17 protein-coding genes and 1 tRNA gene are annotated in these 15,966 nt (G+C 64.3%); 11 read left to right on the top strand and 7 right to left on the bottom strand.

The window, feature by feature from the left end; genetic code table 11:
- Positions 1–6: 6 nt before the first annotated feature.
- The 5 genes from ACK4FH_RS04925 (at position 7) to ACK4FH_RS04905 (ending at position 5,368) form a co-directional block, all read left to right on the top strand.
- The gene (locus ACK4FH_RS04925; RefSeq protein ID WP_409811498.1) at positions 7–765 is read left to right on the top strand and encodes a class I SAM-dependent methyltransferase; all 759 of its coding nucleotides are present in this window, start codon (positions 7–9) and stop codon (positions 763–765) included.
- A 99-nt stretch (positions 766–864) separates the two neighbouring features.
- On the top strand, positions 865–1,662 hold the full coding sequence (locus ACK4FH_RS04920) for an O-methyltransferase (RefSeq protein WP_409811496.1): 798 nt from the start codon (positions 865–867) through the stop codon (positions 1,660–1,662).
- On the top strand, positions 1,659–2,696 hold the full coding sequence (locus tag ACK4FH_RS04915; RefSeq protein WP_409811494.1) for a glycosyltransferase family 9 protein: 1,038 nt from the start codon (positions 1,659–1,661) through the stop codon (positions 2,694–2,696). Before ACK4FH_RS04920 ends, ACK4FH_RS04915 begins: the two co-directional genes overlap by 4 nt.
- An 85-nt stretch (positions 2,697–2,781) precedes the next feature.
- Positions 2,782–3,453, top strand: a complete 672-nt coding sequence (gene rpe, locus ACK4FH_RS04910) for a ribulose-phosphate 3-epimerase (RefSeq protein WP_409811492.1) — start codon at positions 2,782–2,784, stop codon at positions 3,451–3,453.
- Between the two features lie 28 nt (positions 3,454–3,481).
- The gene (locus ACK4FH_RS04905) at positions 3,482–5,368 is read left to right on the top strand and encodes a heparinase II/III family protein (protein WP_409811491.1); all 1,887 of its coding nucleotides are present in this window, start codon (positions 3,482–3,484) and stop codon (positions 5,366–5,368) included.
- A 1-nt stretch (position 5,369) separates the two neighbouring features.
- Here the strand turns inward: ACK4FH_RS04905 and ACK4FH_RS04900 are convergent, their stop codons facing one another.
- Positions 5,370–5,777: a PaaI family thioesterase gene (locus ACK4FH_RS04900; RefSeq protein ID WP_409811489.1), complete on the bottom strand. Its 408-nt coding sequence runs from the start codon at positions 5,775–5,777 to the stop codon at positions 5,370–5,372.
- A 179-nt stretch (positions 5,778–5,956) separates the two neighbouring features.
- Between ACK4FH_RS04900 and purH the strand changes: the two genes are divergently transcribed.
- Positions 5,957–7,570: a bifunctional phosphoribosylaminoimidazolecarboxamide formyltransferase/IMP cyclohydrolase gene (purH, locus tag ACK4FH_RS04895; RefSeq protein WP_409811488.1), complete on the top strand. Its 1,614-nt coding sequence runs from the start codon at positions 5,957–5,959 to the stop codon at positions 7,568–7,570.
- 18 nt (positions 7,571–7,588) lie between these two features.
- Here the strand turns inward: purH and ACK4FH_RS04890 are convergent, their stop codons facing one another.
- The 4 genes from ACK4FH_RS04890 to ACK4FH_RS04875 all read right to left on the bottom strand — a co-directional run bounded on the left by ACK4FH_RS04890 (position 7,589) and on the right by ACK4FH_RS04875 (position 11,198).
- Positions 7,589–9,004, bottom strand: coding sequence for an MFS transporter (locus ACK4FH_RS04890; protein WP_409815156.1), 1,416 nt, complete (start codon positions 9,002–9,004; stop codon positions 7,589–7,591).
- 5 nt (positions 9,005–9,009) lie between these two features.
- Positions 9,010–10,482: an MFS transporter gene (locus tag ACK4FH_RS04885; protein ID WP_409811487.1), complete on the bottom strand. Its 1,473-nt coding sequence runs from the start codon at positions 10,480–10,482 to the stop codon at positions 9,010–9,012.
- 96 nt (positions 10,483–10,578) lie between these two features.
- The gene (locus tag ACK4FH_RS04880) at positions 10,579–11,076 is read right to left on the bottom strand and encodes a YchJ family protein (RefSeq protein ID WP_409811485.1); all 498 of its coding nucleotides are present in this window, start codon (positions 11,074–11,076) and stop codon (positions 10,579–10,581) included.
- Between the two features lie 47 nt (positions 11,077–11,123).
- Positions 11,124–11,198 (bottom strand) — tRNA-Gly (locus tag ACK4FH_RS04875).
- A gap of 146 nt (positions 11,199–11,344) precedes the next feature.
- Here ACK4FH_RS04875 and ACK4FH_RS04870 point away from each other — a divergent pair.
- Complete coding sequence (locus ACK4FH_RS04870) at positions 11,345–11,890, top strand: prolyl-tRNA synthetase associated domain-containing protein (protein ID WP_409811484.1); 546 nt, start codon at positions 11,345–11,347, stop codon at positions 11,888–11,890.
- Here ACK4FH_RS04870 and ACK4FH_RS04865 read toward each other — a convergent pair.
- Positions 11,868–12,278, bottom strand: coding sequence for a DUF4345 domain-containing protein (locus ACK4FH_RS04865; RefSeq protein ID WP_409811483.1), 411 nt, complete (start codon positions 12,276–12,278; stop codon positions 11,868–11,870). The genes ACK4FH_RS04870 and ACK4FH_RS04865 overlap by 23 nt on opposite strands.
- A gap of 199 nt (positions 12,279–12,477) precedes the next feature.
- Here ACK4FH_RS04865 and trxA point away from each other — a divergent pair, with 199 nt between their 5' ends.
- The 4 genes from trxA to ACK4FH_RS04845 are packed head-to-tail and all read left to right on the top strand — an operon-like array spanning position 12,478 to position 14,680.
- Positions 12,478–13,386 carry a thioredoxin gene (gene trxA, locus ACK4FH_RS04860; RefSeq protein ID WP_409811482.1) on the top strand — a complete coding sequence of 303 codons (909 nt, stop codon included), beginning with the start codon at positions 12,478–12,480 and terminating at the stop codon, positions 13,384–13,386.
- An 8-nt stretch (positions 13,387–13,394) separates the two neighbouring features.
- Positions 13,395–14,078, top strand: coding sequence for an LON peptidase substrate-binding domain-containing protein (locus ACK4FH_RS04855; RefSeq protein WP_409811481.1), 684 nt, complete (start codon positions 13,395–13,397; stop codon positions 14,076–14,078).
- 14 nt (positions 14,079–14,092) lie between these two features.
- The gene (locus ACK4FH_RS04850) at positions 14,093–14,311 is read left to right on the top strand and encodes a Trm112 family protein (protein WP_409811480.1); all 219 of its coding nucleotides are present in this window, start codon (positions 14,093–14,095) and stop codon (positions 14,309–14,311) included.
- A gap of 6 nt (positions 14,312–14,317) precedes the next feature.
- Positions 14,318–14,680, top strand: a complete 363-nt coding sequence (locus ACK4FH_RS04845; protein ID WP_409811478.1) for a gamma-butyrobetaine hydroxylase-like domain-containing protein — start codon at positions 14,318–14,320, stop codon at positions 14,678–14,680.
- A 3-nt stretch (positions 14,681–14,683) separates the two neighbouring features.
- Here the strand turns inward: ACK4FH_RS04845 and ACK4FH_RS04840 are convergent, their stop codons facing one another.
- A complete protein-coding gene (locus ACK4FH_RS04840) occupies positions 14,684–15,907 on the bottom strand; it encodes an FAD-dependent monooxygenase (protein WP_409811476.1) in 1,224 nt (407 codons plus the stop codon).
- Between the last annotated feature and the right edge of the window lie 59 nt (positions 15,908–15,966).

Raw genomic sequence — 15,966 nt, 5'->3', positions numbered from 1 at the left:
CATCAAGTGACGCAGACAGAAACAAGATCGAACGAAGCGGCCGTGGAGCCCACCGCCTGCATCATCTGCGGCGGCGGCACCTTCCGCCCGGCGGGCATTTCCTCCGGCTACCGCATTTTCCGCTGCATGACGTGCGGCCTTCACTTCGTTCATCCGACGCCGCCGCTTTCCGAGATAGCGGCGATCTACGAGAAATATTCCTCGAACAAGCTTTACGCAGCGAAAGCCGAGCGCAAGGTGCTGCGCGCCATGAAGCAGATCAGGCGGTACCGCCACCTCGCGCCCGGCACCCGCTTCATCGATTTCGGCTGTAATATCGGCACGGCGGTGGAAGCGGCAACGCGGCTCGGCCTCGATGCCTATGGCGTCGATATCGACGAGGAGAGCGTCGGCATCGCGCGCCATGATTATCCGCGCGGTCACTATCACGCCGGCGCCCCGGAAAGCCTGCCGGAGAGCTGGAAGGATTTCGACTTCGCCTTCATGATCGAGGTGGTCGAACATCTGCCGGACCCGCATGCCTATCTCGAGGCTATGAAAATGCGGCTGAAGCCCGGCGCGCTGCTCTATCTGACGACGCCCGATGCAGGGCACTGGCGCGTACCGCGCGATTTCACCAAATGGCATGAAGTCTTCCCGCCGCAGCATCTTCACTATTTCACGAAGGATGCGATGCGCCGCTTCCTCACCGGCCACGGTTTCGAGGTGATCCGCTTCATCTGGAGCACCAAGTCGCGCCTCAAGGTGCTGGCCCGCAAGCTCTGAACCCCGGTCATTCGGGGGCTTTCTCTTTTGCCGCCGCGCCGGTATTTTGCGCAATGACCGGGCGGTGAGCGCCGCCCGGCACCACGCTTGAGGGCATGAATGTCGGTCTCACCATTTCTCTTCTGGCTGCTTGTGGCCCTGACCATCCTGTTTGCGGCCGCCTTTGCGGCCACGCTCAGCTTTGCGCTCCGCCAGCGTGTGCGCATGAAGCTCAGGCCGAATTTCGGCAAGCCGCCCGTGCCCCATGTCGCCATCGACCGCTGGAACGATATTTTCAAGTCGACGGGCCTCGGGCCGAACCGCGATTCCGAGATTGCCTTTATCGGCCAGTCCGGTGCGCTGGCAAGCATCAACGACACCGAGACATGGGTGCTCGGCGCGCTGGCAAAGAAGGCGAGACGCATCTTCGAATTCGGCACGGCGACCGGGCGCACCACCTATGTGCTTGCCCGCAATGCACCCGGCGATGCGAAAATCGACACGCTGACCTATTTCGACGACGGCACGGGAGACGCCGAGTTCAACGCCGATGATCCCGATGCGGAGAAATGGAAGCAGATCGCGCTTGGCGAGTCGCGCTACGACAAGTTCTATTATGAGGACACGCCGGTCGCGCACAAGGTTGCGCAGCATTTCGGCGACAGCGCGAAGTTCGACGAAGCGCCCTATGAAGGCAAGGTCGACCTCATCTTCGTCGATGGCGCACATTCCTATTCCTATGTGAAGAGCGACAGCGCAAAGGCGCTGCGCATGGTGGCGCCTGGCGGCTTCGTCTTGTGGCATGACTATTCGCCGCGCTGCCCCGGGGTCTACAAGGCGCTGAACGAGCTTGGCCGCGAATTGCCGCTGGCGCATCTGAAAGGCACGACGCTCGTCGCCTATCGAAAGCCCGCATGAAACAGGCCGGCGAAGCGAGGCGCATCGCCGTCTATTCCGGCGCCGAGCTTCTCGGCGACGGCTTCTTCAAGCTGCAGTTCGTCCGTTCCCTGAGAGAGACCTTCCCGCAGGCGGAAATCATCTGGATCACGACGGGCAAGACGGTCTATGCCGGTGTCCTGAAGGAGCTGGTCGCGCCCTGTCTCAACCGCGTGATCGAGGAAACCGGGCTTGCAATGTCGCCGCGCGAAATACTGAAGCCGCTCCGGATCGGCACCGGCGATATCGACATATTGATCGACACACAGACAAACATCTGGCGCGCGCTCGCCGTGAAACGCGCCTTGCGGCCCCGCATCTTCATCGCACCCGCCGCCGACTACCTCCTTTCCAGCGTGAAGCCGCCGGCGATCGATCCGCGGTGGACGAGGAAGAAGCCTGCCCATTTCGCGGACGGATTGATGCGCCTTCTCGACCTCGCCTCGCTTGGCCGGACGAAAGGCGCGGAAGGCGCCGTCGCGATCCCGGAAGACTATTCGGCGCTCGCACAGAAGCTCCTGCCTGCGGGCGCGCACTATGCGGGCTTTGCGCCGGGCTCGGGCGACCTGACCAAGCGTTGGCCGCTTGAGCGCTTCATCGCGCTCGCCCGCCACGCCGAAGCGAAGGGGCGCCGCCCGGTCTTCTTCATCGGCCCGAGCGAGCGCGACATGGCGGCGGAAATTCGCGCCGCCCTGCCCGCCGCCCTCTTTCCCGAAGACGAGGCGCCGTCGGGCGGCCCCCGGGGACCCATTCTCGTCGCCGCGCTCGGCCGCCGCCTCGATGTCGCGGTCGCAAATGATTCCGGCCTCGGTCATATGCTGGCGATCTCCAGTATTCCGCTGATCCTGCTCTATGGCCGCCACTCGCCCGCGAAATATGCACCGCGGACTCCCTTCCTCCAGACCGTCTGGGCGCAGGATTATGGCGGGCCGGAACATGGGCGCATTCCGCTCGAGCGGCTGGCCGCCGAGTTCGACGCCGCGCTTTCCGCAAACGCGGATTCTTGCGCCTCGTGAGGCTTGCTGTTAATCACTGAATGAGCAGGCCCGCGCCGCAAAATGCAGTATGCTCGGGCGGTCACTACCACAAGAGCTTTGAACGATGAGCGGCAAACCGAGCGTCAAGATTGCCCCCTCCATTCTCGCCTCCGACTTTGCCCGGCTGGGCGAGGAAGTGCGCGCGATCACGGAAGCGGGCGCCGACTATATCCATGTCGATGTGATGGACGGGCATTTCGTGCCGAACATCACCATCGGCCCGGACGTACTGAAGGCGATCAAGCCTTATTCGGACCAGGTCTTCGACGTCCATCTGATGATCTCGCCGGTTGACCTCTATATCGAGGGCTTTGCGAAGGCGGGCGCCGATATCATCACCTTCCACCCGGAGGCGGGCCCCCATCCCCACCGCACCATCCAGGCGATCAAGGCGGCGGGCTGCAAGGCCGGCCTCTCGCTCAATCCCGGCACGCCGCTCGAATTTCTCTGGCCGCTTCTCCGCGATATCGACCTTGTGCTCGTCATGTCGGTGAACCCCGGCTTCGGCGGCCAGAGCTTCATCGAAAGCCAGCTCGCCCGCATCGAAACCATCCGTAAGCGGATAGATGCGGAAGGGCTTGCGGTCGAACTCGAAGTCGATGGCGGCATTAATTTCGAAACGGCGCCCCGCGCCATCGCGGCCGGCGCCAATGTGCTCGTCGCCGGCACGGCAACTTTCAAGGGCGGTCCCGCCGCCTATGCGAAGAACATCGCGGCATTGCGCGGCGGCGCCTGAATCAGGGCGCGAAGAAAGGGCCTCTCGAATGGCCGAGGCGCTGGCGAGATCGGAACAGAAGGGAGCGGCCGCTCCACGGCGCACCGCGTCCGGCAACCGGCTGATCGACCTCGCAGGCGCTGCCCTCACCCGCACGCGCGACGCCGCCCTTGCCGGCATCTTCAACACCTGGGTCTATGGCCAGACGCTGCGTGGGCCGATGCCCGACCATATGGTGCTCTATCCGCCGGAACTGCGCCCCGGACGCGCCAGCGCGGCAGACGCTCTCTTTCAGGGCCGCTGGTTTCTGCCGGGCGGTCAGGTCCGCGCGCCGGGCGGCTCCTCGCCTTTCGCCGCCGATCCGCCAAGCGAGCGCTGGTCGGAGGAATTGCACGGCTTTTCCTGGCTGCGCCACTTCACCACGGCGCATGACGCGAATAATGGCGATACCGCGCGCCGCCATGCGCAGGAACTTGTCGCAAGCTGGATCGCGGCCGAAGGCCGCTGGCACGACATCGCCTGGCGGCCGCAGGTGATCGGACGCCGGCTCATGTCATGGGTCGCAAACGGCGCACTCATCATCGACGGCACCGACCTCGTCTACCGCTCGACGCTGCTGCGCAACATGGCGCGGCAGGCGCGTCACCTTGCCCGCGTCGCCGCCATCGCACCGGCGGGCGAGCCGCGCATCACCGCCGCGCTGGGCCTTGCCTTTTCCGGTCTCTGCCTGTCCGAAGGTCACAAGCGGCTGAAGAAAGGCGTGGCGCTTCTCTGCCGCGAACTCGACCGGCAGATCCTCGCCGATGGTGGCCATGTGAGCCGCAATCCTTCGGCGCAGCTTTCGATCCTGCTCGATCTTCTGTCGCTGCGCGATGCACTCACCGCGCGGCGCATCGAAGTGCCGAAGCCGGTGCGCGATGCAATCGACCGCATGACGCCGATGCTGCGCTTCTTCCGCCACGGCGACGGGCGGCTGGCGCTTTTCAACGGTTCGACCGAAGGACCGGAAGGCGCGATCGACGCCGTGCTGGAGCGCGACGACACGAAGGGAAAGCCTTTCGGTCTTGCGCCGCATTCGGGCTATCAGCGCCTGGCCGCGGGGCCCGCAAGCCTCGTCATGGATACGGGCGCACCGCCGCCGGGCCCGTTCAGCCATGAAGCCCATGCCGGCTGCCTCGCCTTCGAGATGAGCACGGGCCGCGCCCGCATGATCGTGAATTGCGGCGCGACGAAAGTGCTCGGCCCCGACTGGGAGGCCGCGAGCCGCGCCACTGCCGCCCATTCGACGCTCGTCCTTGCCGACACATCCTCGGCGCGGATGCTGAAGGGAAAAATCTCGCGCACATTGCTCGGCGCGCGCATCATGGAAGGCCCTGTCGAGGTCGAAAGCCGCCGCAACGAGAACGAGGCGGGCATCTGGCTCGAGGCCGCCCATGACGGTTATGTGGGCCTGTTCGGCCTGCGCCATTGCCGCCGCCTTTTCCTCTCCGCAACGGGCGAGGATCTGCGCGGCGAGGACAGGCTCGAAACGGTGAGCCAGCGCCCCGCCCGTTTCTGGCAGCGCCGCTATTGGGCAAAGCCGGAAGAAGACCCGGACTTCACCATCCGCTTCCATATCCACCCGGATGCGCGCGTGTCGCTTGCCCATGACCGCACCAATGTGCTGGTGCTGTTGCCGAATGGCGATGGCTGGCAGTTCCGCGCCCGCTCGGGCGGCGGCGAATGCGAAATCGCGATCGAGGAGAGCGTCTATCTCGGTTCCGGCGACACGACCCGCCGCGCCGAGCAGATCGTCGTTGCAGGCCGCGTCTTCCGCGGTGAAGCCCGCGTGAATTGGGCATGGCGCCGCCTCTCGACGCGCAATGCCGGCCATACGAAACGCGAAGACGAATTGCTGCCGGAGCTGCCGGATCTCGACCTGCCGCCGGGCGAGTGAGCTAGTGCTTCTTCTTCGGCTCCAGCACCATCTGGCTCTGCGTCACCACCGCGCAGAGTCGCCCGTCGCCCCGCGTGATCTTCGTCTGCCAGACCATCAGCCGCCCGCCCTTGTGAAAGGGCTCGCAGGTCGCCGTCGCCACATCGCCCACCGGCACGGGCGCGAGGAAATTCGTCTTGCTCTCGACCGTCGTCGTCGTGGCCCCGCCCTTGAGGTTGAGCACGGTCGCCACCGCGCCCACCGTGTCCGCAAACGACATGATCGCCCCGCCATGAAGAATGTCCGGCACGGTGCAAAGCTCTTTCCGCACCGTCAACCTAGCCACCACGCGGTCGGGCGTTGCCTCCTCAAGCTCGATCCCGAGCAGATTGGCAAAGGGCAGATAGGAGATATCGGGCACGGCACTCATGGGAATTTCCTCGCATTTTCAGGGCGTTGGCCGTGAGCCTAGCCGCGCGGCGCCAGCCTTTCGATAACCTCTGAGGTAAAGTTCATGGGGCCAATTCCATTCCAGCCCCTGCCGCCTTGGCCCCTTCGCCGCTTCATGCTATTGCCCCGGCCATCCTCCCGCCCCACCGGAGCCCCGAAATGCCCACCGCCAAAGCCTACCCTGAAGCCGCCGATATCCAGCGCGTCCGCCGCGCCCTCATCTCCGTTTCCGACAAGACGGGGCTTGCCGAATTCGCCCGCGCGCTGCACGAGGCGGGCGTCGAACTGATCTCGACCGGCGGTACGGCAAAGGCGATCAAGGATGCGGCGCTGCCGGTGAAGGATGTGTCGGACCTGACGGGCTTTCCCGAAATGATGGATGGCCGCGTGAAGACGCTCCACCCGAAAGTGCATGGCGGCCTCCTCGCAATCCGCGACGATCAGGCCCATGCCGCCTCCATGAAGGAGCATGGCATCGGCGGCATCGACCTGCTGGTCGTCAATCTCTACCCCTTCGAGGAAACGGTGGCGAAGGGCGGCAATTACGACGATTGCGTCGAGAATATCGACATTGGCGGCCCGGCCATGATCCGCGCGGCAGCGAAGAACCATGCCTATGTCGCGGTCGTGGTCGATGCGTCGGACTACGACGCGGTGCTGTCCGAAATCCGCGGCAAGTCCGGCACGTCGCTCGCGCTCCGCACGAAGCTCGCGCAGAAGGCCTATGCCCGCACCGCGGCCTACGATGCCGCGATCTCGAACTGGATGGCCGATGCGATCGGCGAGACGGCGCCCGCCTATCGCGCCTTTGGCGGCAGCCTCAAGCAGACGCTGCGCTATGGCGAGAACCCGCACCAGATCGCAAGCTTCTATATGTCCGGCGAGAACCGCCCCGGCGTCTCCAATGCCGTCCAGCTTCAGGGCAAGGAGCTTTCCTACAACAATATCAACGACACGGACGCGGCCTTCGAACTCGTCGGCGAATTCGATCCGAAGATTGCCCCCGCCATCGCCATCATCAAGCATGCGAACCCTTGCGGCGTGGCGACGGGCACATCTCTTGCGGACGCCTACAGAAAGGCGCTCGCCTGCGATCCCGTCTCTGCCTTTGGCGGCATCATCGCCGCGAACATGCCTCTCGATGGCGAGACGGCGGAAGAAATTGCCCGTATCTTCACCGAAGTCATCATCGCTCCCGGCGCCGATGAAGATGCGCGCCGCATCATCGGCGCGAAGAAGAACCTCCGCCTCCTCGTCACCGGCGGCCTGCCGGATGCGGGCGCGCCGGGCCTGAACTTCAAGGCGGTGGCGGGCGGCATGCTCGTCCAGTCGCGCGACAATGGCCGCATCGACGATCTCGATCTGAAAGTGGTGACGAAGCGCGCCCCGGCGGCGCAGGAAATGGCCGACCTCAAATTCGCCTTCCGCGTCTGCAAGCATGTGAAGTCGAATGCGATCATCTATGTGAAGAATGGCGCCACCGTCGGCATCGGCGCCGGCCAGATGAGCCGCGTGGATTCGGCCCGCATCGCCGCGCGGAAAGCCCAGGATGCGGCGGAAGCGGCAGGCGAGAAGACGCCCGCCACCATCGGTTCGGTCGTTGCCTCCGACGCCTTCTTCCCCTTCGCCGACGGCCTTCTCTCGGCGGCGGAAGCAGGCGCGACCGCCGTGATCCAGCCCGGCGGTTCCGTGCGAGACGATGAAGTGATCGCGGCGGCAGACGAAAAGGGTCTCGCCATGGTCATGACGGGGATGCGCCACTTCCGCCATTGAAGCGGAAGATGAGCGCCCTCAATGAACGACAGCGCTCGCGCGTTCTTCCTTCACGAAGAGAAGGCCGATCAGACCGGCCAGGATAAGCGGCACGACGACCATCAGCCCGAAGCGCTGGTTCTGCGTCATCGCCGTCACGATGCCGATAAAGAGCGGCGCAACCCAGGCCGTCGCCTTGCCGACCAGCGCGAAGAGACCGAAGAACTCCGTCATCATTTCGCGCGGGCTGATCCGCGCCATCATGGTGCGGCTCGATGCGATCACCGGCCCGACCGATAGCCCGAAGAAGCCGACGGTCAGAAGGAAAAGCTGCTGCGGAAGCGTCGTGAAGGCGCCCGCATCCGCCGCCACCGGCACGGTGATGACATAGAAGATCCGGTCGCGGTCGAAGGAGAGGAGGAGCAGGAAGGTTGCAATGACGCCAAGGAGCGACCAGACGAGCGTCCGCTTCGAACCGATCTTCAGATCGACCCAGCCGCCGACAAATGCGCCGAAGGCAGCGAACAGCGTCACCCAGATGCCATAGACGGCCATCTCCATCGCGCCCCAGCCGAAAATGCCCGCCGCGAGAATGCCGCCGAAAACGAAGATCGCCGTCATGCCGTCATAGAACAGCATGCGCGAAAAGAGATAGAGCCCGACATTGCGGAAATGGCGGACGGAGCGCAGCGTCGCAATGAGGCGCGTGAGACCTTCCCGCGCGGCCTGTGTGCGGCTTATGCCTCGGCTCTTCTGGTCCGGCACGAGAAAGAGCAAGGGCAGCATGAAGACGAGGAACCAGAGGCCCGAGATCGGACCGATGATGCGGTCGGTCTCATGCGCTTCCTTGGAGAGACCGAAGATCGGTTCTGAAGGAATGAAGGAGGCTTCCACCTCGCCCGGCAGTTGCAAAAGGATCAGCACCAGCACCAGCGCCACGATGGCGGCGAGCTGGCCGACGCCGATGCCGATGCCCGACAGAAGCCCGATCCGCCGGTCCGATGCGATGGTCGGCAGCATGGCATTGGCAAAGATGATCGTGAATTCCATGCCGATCGCGGCGACGACAAGGGAGATCATGATGGGAAGGAGCGGCGATCCCGGCACCGCGAACCAGAGCGCGAAACAGCCCGCCGCACAAATCAGCGTGGTGACCACGATCCAGGGCTTGCGCGGCCCCGCCGCATCGGCCATCGCGCCAAGAAGCGGGCTCAGGAGCGCAATCGAAATGCCGGCCACTGCCTGCACATAGCCCCATTGCGCCTGACCCTCGATGGGATTGGCCGCCAGCACCTGCGTGAAGAAGGGTGGAAAGAGAAAGATCGTGATGAGCGAGAAATAGGTCTGGTTCGCCCATTCATAGAGAACCCAGGCGCCTTGCGCGACATTCGAGGCGGGTTCCTTGCCGCCCGTATCATGCGGCGGCTGAAGCTCCGGCACCGCGCCCTCGATCACTGCATTCAATCGACCGCCTCCGCACGTTCTTCCTTCACGAACAGCATACCCGCCAGCCCGAGCCCGAGAAGAATGAGGATCGAGGCAAAGCCGATGCGCTGGCTCTGGAACATGAGCGTGACGACACCGACGAGAAGCGGCCCGAGAAAGGCCGTCGCCGTGCCGGACAGCGCATAGATGCCGAAGAATTCCGACATCTTGGTGACGGGCGCAATGCGCGCAAGCATGGTGCGGCTGTTCGCATAGGCCGCCGTGATGCAGATCGCGACGATGATGACGACGATGAGATACATGAGTTCGGGCAGCGTCGCGAAGAAGGGAAGATCCCAGATCGGCCCTGCCGCCGCCGCATCATAGGGAAAGAAGAAAAGTTCGTTCGGCGTGATCGAAATCGCGAGAATGAGGCCGACGCATGTGCCGCCGATCGAAACGAGGATCGCGCGCTTCGAACCGAACGTATCGTCGAGCCAGCCGCCGAAGAAACCGCCCGCCACCGCAAAGACCGACAGCACGATGCCATAGATGGTGAGCGTGAGCGGCCCCCAGCCGAATATGCCCACCGCATAGACGCCGCCGAACACGAGCACCGCCGTCTTGCCGTCATTGTAGAACATGCGCGCGGCAAGATAGATCGCGATGTTCTTGTAGTGGCGCAGCTTCCGCACCGTGCCGATGACATTGCCGATGCCGCGCGAAATCGCCTTCCTCATGGGCACATTCGTACCCTTCACATCCGGCGTCCAGAGAAGCAGCGGCAGCGAAAAGAAGAGAAGCCACACCGCAACGATGGGCCCCGAGATGCGGCTGTTCTCATGCGCCGATGCGTCGATGCCGAACAGGGGTTCGGCAGGCACGAAACCCCAGTCGACATTGCCCGGCAGCATGAAGGCCCAGAGCATGAAACAGAGAATGATGAGCGCGCCCGCATTGCCGAGCGCAAGGCCGAGACCGGAAAGAAATCCGATCCGCTCATGCGGCGCAACGGCGGGCAGCATCGAATTGTGGAAGACGGCGGAGAACTCGAAAGCGACCGCAATCAGCACGATCAGCGCGGCAATCGCGAGAATGGAAAGCCCCGCCTCGCCCGGCATCGCCCACCACAGCGCATAGATGGCCGGCACCATGATCGCGATGAAGAAGACGATCCAGGGTTTGCGCTTGCCGCCCGTATCGGCGATGGCGCCGAGCACCGGCCCGAGACAGGCGATGAAGAAACCGGCGATGCCGTTGATATTGCCCCAGATCGCCTGGCCGCGAACCGGATCGCCCACCACCGTGCTCGAGAAATAGGGCGAGAAGATATAGATCGTGATGAGGATCACATAAGGATTGCGCGCCCATTCGAACAGCGCCCAGCTCCACTGGCCCTTGCCGTCCGCCGCCTCGCCGCCCGAAGCGGAAATCAGTTGTGCGCTTGCCTGTCCTGGCACCTGAACGCGCACGGGCTCATCGCCCCCCCCCTTTTCGACGGCATCCACTCGTCTCATCCTCCCGCTTCGCCCGGCTGCCTGTGGCGCAGCGGCGGCGCGAAGTGGAGCATGAAAGGGCCAGTCAGGGAAGCGCCGGAAAATCCGTCAGGCGGCCACGCCGCAGCACTTCTTGTATTTCTTTCCCGAGCCGCAGGAGCAGGGATCGTTGCGGCCGATCTTCTCGGCGCGCCGCGGCCGCACACCCATGATCCCGTCGACATACCACCAGCGCCCGTCCTGCCGCCTGAAGGTCGAGGTCTCGTGATGGACGCGCTCGTCGCCCGCTTGCCGGTAGTGCGCGACGAATTCGACGACGCCTTCGTTCTCACCCGGTCCCCCGCCTTCCGTGTGGCGGATTTCAAGCCCGGTCCATTCGCTTGCCGCCGCCCATTCAGCCGCACCCTTGGGATCGAAATCGTCCCGCGTGCCGGGGAGCAGCGTTTCTTCGAGATAGGGGATATTGCCGGTCGCAAAGGCCGAATAGCGCGAGCGCATCAGCGCTTCCGGCGTCGGCGGCAGCTTCGCACCCGCAAGATACGGCTCGCAGCATTGGCCGAATTCGAGGCCCGAACGGCAGGGGCAGGGAGCGGAACCGGAAATCATCGGACACCTCGAAAAGAAAAAGCCGCCCATAAGGCGGCTTTGCAAATTGGAGCGGGCGATGAGATTCGAACTCACGACCCCAACCTTGGCAAGGTTGTGCTCTACCCCTGAGCTACGCCCGCATCCAGGTCAGCCGTCCGAGGCCCCGAAAGGCGCCAACCGGCTGTGAGGGCGGTGTTATGACCCATCGTTTGAGCCTTTGCAAGAGCGGAATTGCGCGGATTTACGTGCCCTTGCGGGCCGCCCTTCCCCATGCCAATCAAGGGGCATGAGCGCAGCGAAACTGACCACCAAAGCCGAATTCCTGGCCTGGCTTGCGGAAAAGGGCATCCCCCACGAGACGCGCGACCACCCGCCCCTGCACACCGTTGAGGAGGCGCTGGCGCACCGCGCCACATGGGCCGCCCATGAGCGCGAGGGCGCCTTCTGCAAGAACCTCTTCCTGAAAGACAAGAAGGGCCGCCTCTTTCTCATCGTCACCGAGGAACATCGCGACCTGAAGCTGAACAGCCTCTCGAAGCCCATCGGCTCGGCGCGGCTTTCCTTCGGCAATGCGGAGCTGATGTGGGAGGTGCTTGGCGTCCGCCCCGGCTCGGTCACGCCCTTTGCGCTCGTGAACGACCGCGAGCACCGCGTCACTGTGGTGCTGGACGCGCCGATGCTCGGCCATGAGCGGCTCAACTATCATCCGCTCGAAAATACGGCCACGACGGCGCTTTCCCAGTCCGATTTCCTGAGATTCCTCAAGGAAACCGGGCATGACCCGCTGATCCTCGATCTAGAGGCCGCCGTCAGCCCCGCCGGAGACGGCTGAGCCAGAAGGCAAGCACCGGCATGAGGATCAGCTCGGCCGCAAGCGCCGTGCCCACATCGGAGGTCATGAAGGCTTCCATGTCCGGCTTTGCAAAGCGCGCAAGGCCGCCGAGGAAAATCCCGATAAAGACCACATTGAGCGCCTGCGCATATTTCCGCGGATCGAGCGCGCCGAGAAGAAGCACAAGCCCTGTGGCGGCAAAAAGCCCGCCCAGAAACCGCGTATGGCTGTCGATCAGCCGGAACTGCTCATCATCCGTCACCGCGAAGAAGGGCCGCTCGCCGCGCCAGCCGGCGGTGGCGACGCCACCCATCACGATATTGAGCGCCAGCAGAAGCACGATCGCGCCCGAAAGCGCGACAACAATGCGAAACAAGGCCTGCGACATGGATTCCTCCCCCAAAAGCCGCCCGAAGACGTTCCATAAATGGGGAGGCAATCCTGCAAATACAGGGCGCGTCACCAAAAATTCGCGCTTCCTTGCGCCCTTGCCAGCCGCCCGCTAAACCATTGTTTCGCAAGCGCGCCGCTCCATCTTCATGGAGACGAAGCGGCGGCAAGACCGGCAGAACAGAACGGAACGGCAGATGGAACCGATCATCGGACAGGGCAGCATGGCGGGCGCGGACGACCTCATCGTCGATACCACGACCCGCAATTTCGGCAAGGACGTGATCGAGGCCTCTCGCCATGTGCCCGTGCTGGTCGATTTCTGGGCGCCCTGGTGCGGCCCCTGCAAGCAGCTGACGCCGATCCTCGAAAATGCGGTCCGGTCGGCGCGCGGCGCCGTGAAGCTCGTGAAGATGAATATCGACGACGAGCCCGAAATCGCCCAGCAGCTTCGCATCCAGTCGATCCCGGCTGTCTTCGCCTTCAAGAATGGCCAGCCGGTCGACGGCTTCATGGGCGCGATGCCGGAAAGCCAGGTCAAGGCCTTCATCGCCCGCCTTGCCGGCGACACGGGCCCCTCACCTGCCGAAGAACTCATCGAAATCGGCCGCGAGGCCTTTGACGCTGGCGATCTCTCGCGCGCCGCGCAGGCCTTTGCGCAGGCAGCCCAGGAAGAGCCGGGCAATCCCGCCGCCGTGGCGGGCCTTGCGCGCTGCTACATCGCGGCGGGCGATCTCGACCGCGCGAAACAGACGCTGGCGCTGGTGCGCCCCGATGCGCGCAGCGATGCCGAAATCGCCGCCGCTCAGGCCGCCCTCTCACTTGCAGAAAAGGCGGGCGATCTCGGCGACATCGCTGAACTGCAGGCGAAAGTGGAAGCGAACCCGAAGAATCATCAGGCGCGTTTCGACCTTGCACTCGCGCTCAATGCGCGCGGCGACCGCGAAGGCGCCGTCGACCAGCTTCTCATCAGCATCGAATATGACCGCAACTGGAACGAACAGGCAGCCCGCAAGCAGCTTGTCGAATTCTTCGACGCCTATGGCCCGAAGGACGAGATCACGCTGAGCGGCAGGCGCCGCCTTTCCTCGATCCTTTTCAGCTAGGCCGCAATATGGGGCTCACGGATCAATATCGCAGCACGGGTGACCTGCCGGGGGTGATCCCCGTCTTTCCGCTTGCCGGTGCGATATTGCTGCCGCGCGGACAATTGCCGCTCAACATCTTCGAGCCCCGCTACCTGAAAATGGTCGATGACGCGATGCGCACCGAGCGCATCATCGGCATGGTGCAGCCGGACGGCGAAGCGGCGATCCTCGCCTCGCAGATCGAGGGCAAGACGCCGCCCCTCTGCGCCATCGGTTGCGCGGGCCGCATTACCTCCTGGGCGGAGACGGGCGATGGCCGCATCGTCATCACGCTGACGGGCATCATGCGCTTCCGGTTGAAGAACGAACTTGCCGCCATGACGCCCTATCGCCAGTTCGAGATCGCCTGGGACGAATTCGCGGGCGACCTTACCGCCGGCGAAGGGCAGGAGGAGGTGAGCCGCGAGCGGCTCCTCGAAATCCTGAAGGAATATCTCGATACGCACGGACTGCAGGCGGACTGGCGCGCGATCCGTCTTTCCTCCAACGAGACGCTGGTGAACTCGCTTTGCACCATCAGCCCCTATGGCCCGCGCGAGAAACAGGCGCTGCTCGAGGCGAAGACGCTCGAAGACCGCAACCAGATGCTGATCGCCCTCACCGAAAAGGCGCTGCGCGAGGTTTCGCCCGGCGATGCGACGGTTCAATAGAACGGAAGAAACGAATGACCGAGGCGAATACACAGGAAGGCGCGCCCGCGCCGAAAATGGAAGTGGACCCGAAGCTTCTCGAAATTCTCGTCTGCCCGGTGACGAAATCGACACTGCGCTACGACCGCGACAAGCAGGAATTGATTTCCGACAAGGCCCGCCTCGCCTTTCCGATCCGCGACGGCATTCCGATCATGCTGACGGATGAGGCGCGCGCGCTCGACGATGAGTGACGCGGAATGACCGAAAGCGGGCCCTGGCCGACCGGCCTCAAGCTGAAAAAAGCCGAACGCATCCTCGAAGTCAGTTTCGATGACGGCGCGCATTTCCGCCTGCCCGCCGAGTTGCTGCGCGTCGAAAGCCCTTCCGCCGAAGTGCAAGGGCATGGGCCGAGCCAGAAAAAGACCGTGCCCGGCAAGGCCAATGTCGCCATCGTGGCGCTCGAACCTGTCGGCAATTACGCGGTCCGCATCGTCTTCGGCGACGGCCACGACACCGGCCTCTACACCTGGGACACGCTCTACCGTCTGGGCCGCGACAGCGACAAGCTCTGGACGGATTACCTCACCGCGCTGGAGCGTCAGGGCCTGAGCCGGGAGTGAGGGTCAAACCGCCTCGCCCCTGAGCAATCTCGGCAGATCGCCGACCACGCCACCTGCATGGCGCATGAAGAAGCGGCGCGCCGGGCCGATCTGCTGCACGAGCCCGAGCCCGAGATCGCGCGCAAGGCGCACCGGGCCGATATCGTTGGAGAAGAGGCGGTTGAGCCCGTCCATCAGCAAGGACAGCGCCACATTGTCGAAGCGCCGCCAGCGCTGGTAACGCTCCAGCACATCGAGCGCGCCGATATCGCGGCCGAGCCGCGCGGCATCCACGACGACTTCCGCCGCCGCTGCCACATCGCGGAGCCCCAGATTGAGCCCCTGCCCCGCAATCGGATGAATGCCATGCGCCGCATCGCCGATCAGCGCGAGCCGCGGACGCACATAGTCGCGCGCAAGCTGCAGCGTCAGCGGATAGGACCAGCGCGGGCCGACAGGCGCGCAGGCCCCGAGATAATCGCCGAAGCGCGCGCGCATCTCGTCCGCGAAGGCTTCGTCGGAAAGCGAGAGGATCGCCTTCGCATCCTCTGTCTTTTCCGTCCAGACGAGCGAGGCGCGGTTGCCGACCATCGGCAATATCGCAAAAGGCCCGCCGGGGAGGAAATATTCCTGCGCCACGCCTTCATGCGGCACCTCATGCTCGACCGTGCAGACGATGCCCGTCTGCCCGTAATCCCAGCCGACCGTCTTGATGCCCGCCGCCTCGCGCACCGGCGAGCCGCGCCCGTCGGCCGCAAAGCAGAGCCGCGCGGAAACCGTCTCGCCATTGCCGAGCGTCGCGACCGCCTGCGCGCCATACGCCACACGCTTCACGCTTTGCGGCGCGATCAAACGGATCAGCGGCTGATCCGTCACCGCCTTCTGCAGCGCGATCCGCATATGCCGGTTCTCGATCAGATGCCCAAGCGGTTCGTCGCCGATTTCCTTGTGATCGAAATGGAGGAAGAAAGGAGACGCCCCTTCGCGCACCCGCCCGTCCGACACCATGATGTCGTTGATGGGCTGCATCTGTCCGCTGAGGTGCTGCGTCACGCCGAGCTGCGCCAGCATCCGGCAGGACGCAAAGGCAATCGCCGACACGCGCCCGTCGAATTTCGCATCCGTCGCCGTCGCAGGATCGAGCGCATCGACAACCGTCACGCTGAGGCCCCCTTGCGCGCAGGCAAGCGCGAGCGGCAGGCCCGAAAGCCCGCCGCCGACGATCAGAATGTCGCTGTCCGGTTTCATGGCATGGAAGATCGGCCGGGCAGCCGCGAAAGGCAAGTGGCGGATGGACGCAAGGAGCC

Source organism: Parvibaculum sp. (assembly GCF_046297875.1).
In the GTDB taxonomy this organism is placed as follows: Bacteria; Pseudomonadota; Alphaproteobacteria; order Parvibaculales; family Parvibaculaceae; genus Parvibaculum.
Note: the sequence above shows the minus strand (reverse complement) of the source record. Positions and strands in the feature narration are given on the sequence as shown.

Bases quoted from the DNA above. Each gene is read 5' to 3' on its own strand.
- ACK4FH_RS04865 (WP_409811483.1), bottom strand. From the start codon at position 12,278: ATGTCGCAGGCCTTGTTTCGCATTGTTGTCGCGCTTTCGGGCGCGATC.
- rpe (WP_409811492.1), top strand. From the start codon at position 2,782: ATGAGCGGCAAACCGAGCGTCAAGATTGCCCCCTCCATTCTCGCCTCC.
- ACK4FH_RS04915 (WP_409811494.1), top strand. From the start codon at position 1,659: ATGAAACAGGCCGGCGAAGCGAGGCGCATCGCCGTCTATTCCGGCGCC.
- ACK4FH_RS04880 (WP_409811485.1), bottom strand. From the start codon at position 11,076: ATGATTTCCGGTTCCGCTCCCTGCCCCTGCCGTTCGGGCCTCGAATTC.
- purH (WP_409811488.1), top strand. From the start codon at position 5,957: ATGCCCACCGCCAAAGCCTACCCTGAAGCCGCCGATATCCAGCGCGTC.
- ACK4FH_RS04845 (WP_409811478.1), top strand. From the start codon at position 14,318: ATGACCGAAAGCGGGCCCTGGCCGACCGGCCTCAAGCTGAAAAAAGCC.
- trxA (WP_409811482.1), top strand. From the start codon at position 12,478: ATGGAACCGATCATCGGACAGGGCAGCATGGCGGGCGCGGACGACCTC.
- ACK4FH_RS04840 (WP_409811476.1), bottom strand. From the start codon at position 15,907: ATGAAACCGGACAGCGACATTCTGATCGTCGGCGGCGGGCTTTCGGGC.
- ACK4FH_RS04870 (WP_409811484.1), top strand. From the start codon at position 11,345: ATGAGCGCAGCGAAACTGACCACCAAAGCCGAATTCCTGGCCTGGCTT.
- ACK4FH_RS04905 (WP_409811491.1), top strand. From the start codon at position 3,482: ATGGCCGAGGCGCTGGCGAGATCGGAACAGAAGGGAGCGGCCGCTCCA.
- ACK4FH_RS04920 (WP_409811496.1), top strand. From the start codon at position 865: ATGTCGGTCTCACCATTTCTCTTCTGGCTGCTTGTGGCCCTGACCATC.
- ACK4FH_RS04855 (WP_409811481.1), top strand. From the start codon at position 13,395: ATGGGGCTCACGGATCAATATCGCAGCACGGGTGACCTGCCGGGGGTG.
- ACK4FH_RS04850 (WP_409811480.1), top strand. From the start codon at position 14,093: ATGACCGAGGCGAATACACAGGAAGGCGCGCCCGCGCCGAAAATGGAA.
- ACK4FH_RS04900 (WP_409811489.1), bottom strand. From the start codon at position 5,777: ATGAGTGCCGTGCCCGATATCTCCTATCTGCCCTTTGCCAATCTGCTC.